At 64.9% G+C, this 3735-nt stretch carries 1 protein-coding gene; it reads left to right on the top strand.

Features of this window, described 5'->3' with window-relative positions:
- Positions 1-31 precede the first annotated feature (31 nt).
- Positions 32-3643, top strand: coding sequence for an urea carboxylase (gene uca / locus VMR03_RS11465; protein ID WP_325405312.1), 3612 nt, complete (start codon positions 32-34; stop codon positions 3641-3643).
- Positions 3644-3735 lie beyond the last annotated feature (92 nt).

Here is a 3735-nt window from a genome sequence, read left to right as displayed (position 1 = left end):
TCTGGAACGGCTGACGTTCCGGGAGGAAACAATGTTCAAGAAAGTCCTGGTTGCGAATCGCGGCGAGATCGCCTGCCGCGTCATTCGCACGCTCCGGCGCATGGGCGTCGCTTCCGTCGCCGTCTATTCGGAGGCCGACCGCTTCGCGCCGCATGTCGATCTCGCCGACGAAGCGGTCTGCGTCGGCCCGGCGGTGGTCGCGCAGAGCTATCTCGGTTCCGATGCGATTATCGCCGCCGCGATCTCGACGGGCGCCGAGGCCGTGCATCCGGGCTACGGTTTTCTCAGCGAGAATCCGGGCTTCGCGCAGGCGCTCAATGATAGGGGCATCGCCTTTATCGGACCGCGGCCGGAACACATGCTGGCCTTCGCGCTGAAGCATACGGCCCGCGATCTCGCGGAGAAGAGCGGCGTACCGCTGCTGCCGGGTTCACCTCTCGTCACCGATCTCGACGATGCGCTCGCTCATGGCGAGCGCATCGGCTATCCCGTGATGCTCAAAAGCACCGCGGGCGGCGGCGGCATCGGCCTGCAACTTTGCAAGACGGCGGCCGAACTGCCGCGTCTCTTCGAAACGGTGCAGCGCCTCAGCCTTGCGAATTTCAAGGATGGCGGCATGTTCCTCGAGAAGTTTGTTGCCGAGGCGCGGCACATCGAGGTGCAGATCTTCGGCGACGGCAAGGGCAAGGTGATCGCGCTCGGCGAACGCGACTGCTCGGCGCAGCGGCGCAACCAGAAGGTGATCGAGGAGACGCCGGCACCCAATCTTGCCGATGATGTGCGCCATGCGCTGCACGAGGCGGCGGTGCGGCTCGGCGAGACGGTGGCCTACGAATCCGCCGGCACGGTCGAATTCATATATGACGCGGCGGAAGAGAAATTCTACTTCCTCGAAGTCAATACGCGGCTTCAGGTCGAGCATCCGGTGACCGAGGAGGTGACCGGTCTCGATCTCGTCGAGATGATGGTGGCGCAAGCCGCCGGCGATCTTGGTCCGCTCGCGAGCTATCAGCGCGAGCCGCAAGGACATGCGATCGAAGTGCGCCTCTACGCCGAAGATCCGGCACGGAATTTCCAGCCATCCTCCGGCCTTCTGACGCAGGTGAGTTTCCCCGACGGCGTGCGCGTCGATGGATGGATCGCGACCGGCACGGAAGTGACGCCGTTCTACGACCCGATGCTGGCGAAAATCATCGTCAAGGGCGCGACCCGCGCCGAGGCCGCGGCGAAGCTCGCCTCGGCGCTCAATCAGAGCGCTGTCTACGGCATCGAGACCAATCTCGACTATCTGCGCCAGCTCGCCGGCGCCTGGACGTTTCTCGACGGCGCAATGCGTACCTCGTCGCTCGCCCATTTCGCCTTTCAGCCCGCGACCATCGATGTCGTCGCGGCGGGCGCGCAATCGACCATCCAGGATTATCCGGGCCGCGTCGGTTACTGGAATGTCGGTGTGCCGCCGTCGGGGCCGATGGACTCGTTGTCCTTCCAGCTTGCGAACCGTCTCGTCGGCAACGCGCCGGGGACCCCGGCGCTCGAAATGACGCTGACCGGGCCGACGCTTCATTTCCGCACCGATGCTTTCGTGGTCCTTGGCGGCGCGAAGATGACGGCGACGGTGAGCGGCGAGCCGGTGCCTTACTGGCAGCCCTTCGAGGTGAAGCGCGGACAGACGCTCGAACTCGGCGCCATCGAGGGCGCTGGCCAGCGCGCCTATCTCGCGATCCGCAACGGCTTCGACGCGCCGGAATATCTGGGCTCCCGCTCCACCTTCACGCTGGGCCGCTTCGGCGGCCATGCGACGGGCGCGCTTAAAACGGGCGACGTGTTGCGCGTCAATCGCTCCGGTGCGAAGGAACCGGTGCATAAGGAGGCGCTGCCTGAGCTCAACCGGCCGCCGCTGGTGCATGAATGGGAACTTGCGGCTCTTTACGGGCCGCATGGCGCGCCGGATTATTTCGTCGACGAGGATATCGAGACGCTTTTCAGCGCGACCTATGAGGTCCACTACAATTCGGCGCGCACCGGCATTCGTCTCATCGGGCCGAAGCCGAAATGGGCGCGCAAGGATGGCGGCGAGGCGGGGCTTCACCCCTCGAACATCCACGACAACGCCTATGCGGTCGGCACGATCGACTTCACCGGCGACATGCCGATCATTCTCGGGCTCGACGGGCCGAGCCTCGGTGGCTTCGTCTGTCCGGCGACGATCGCGAAGGCCGATCTCTGGAAGATCGGCCAGTTGAAGCCGGGCGACAAGCTGCGCTTTCGCCGCGTCAGCGACGAAGAGGCGGAAGCCTTGCGCAAGGGCGAGGAACATTGGCTCTCGACGTTGCGTCGTCCGCATCACGGCTCGCGGGCGCCGGCGCCCGCGATCCCGAGCGACGCGGTGCTCGGCCGCATCGACGATCTCGACGTGGCCGTCACCTATCGCCGCGCGGGCGACGACTACCTGCTCATCGAATATGGGCCGATGGTGCTCGACTTCGCGTTGCGCTTCCGCGCCCACGCGATGATGACGGCGCTGATTTCGAAGCGCGTCGCCGGCATTATCGAGATGACGCCGGGCATTCGCTCGCTGCAGATCCATTTCGATCCCGATCGCCTGCCGCTGAAGCGGCTGCTCAGGACGGTGGAGGAGGTTGAGCGGCAACTGCCGGCGACAAAGGATATCGAGGTGCCGAGCCGCATCGTGCGTCTGCCGCTGTCGTGGGATGACGCAGCGGCGCAGGAGGCGGTGCGCAAGTATCAGACACTGGTCAATCCGGATGCGCCGTGGTGCCCGTCCAATATCGAGTTCATTCGCCGCATCAACGGCCTCGACAGCATCGACGATGTGCGGCGGATCATCTTCGATGCCGACTACATGGTGCTCGGTCTCGGCGACGTCTATCTCGGCGCGCCGGTCGCGACGCCGCTCGATCCGCGCCACCGGCTCGTCACGACGAAGTACAATCCCGCGCGCACATGGACGCCGGAAAACGCGGTCGGCATCGGCGGCGCCTATATGTGCGTCTACGGCATGGAGGGGCCGGGCGGTTACCAGCTCTTCGGCCGCACGCTGCAGATGTGGAACACATGGCGGCAGACGAAGAATTTCGAGGCGGGTTCGCCCTGGTTGCTGCGCTTCTTCGACCGCATCCGGTTCTTTCCCGTTTCTGCCGAGGAACTTCTCGACATCCGCGCGGCCTTTCCGCATGGGCGTTATGAAGTCGAAGTCGAGACTTCGAGTTTCCGCCTCAGCGATTATCTGGCCTTCCTCGATGCCAATGCCGGTGAGATCGCGGATTTCCGCACCATGCAGCGCCGCGCCTTCGAAGAAGAGCGACAACGATGGGAAGAGAACGGGCTTTCCATGCAGGCGGCGGAGCCCGACGCGCCGCCGGTACAATCGATCGGTGAGCTGCCACCCGGCGCGCGCCTCGTCGAGGCGAGCGTGCCCGGCAATGTCTGGGCGATCAGCGTCGAGGCCGGCGAGGAAGTCGCGCAGGATCAATCCCTCGTCACGCTGGAATCCATGAAAATGGAAATCGAAATGCGTTCGCCGATGCGCGGGCGCGTGCATGAGGTGCATTGCGCACCGGGAACCATGGTTCGGGCGGGGCAGGCGCTCGTGACGCTGCTGCCGCTGGAGGCGACGGCATGAAAGGCTTCTGTTTTTCCCTTCCTTCGCTCAAGGCGGCCTATGCGCGCGGCGTGCGCGCGGAGGATGTTGCGATGGAGGCGTTGAAGCGCGCC

The organism is Parvibaculum sp. (genome assembly GCF_035511255.1).
GTDB lineage: Bacteria > Pseudomonadota > Alphaproteobacteria > Parvibaculales > Parvibaculaceae > Parvibaculum.
The sequence above is the reverse complement of the archived record's forward strand: the minus strand, read 5'-3'. Positions and strand labels throughout refer to the sequence as shown.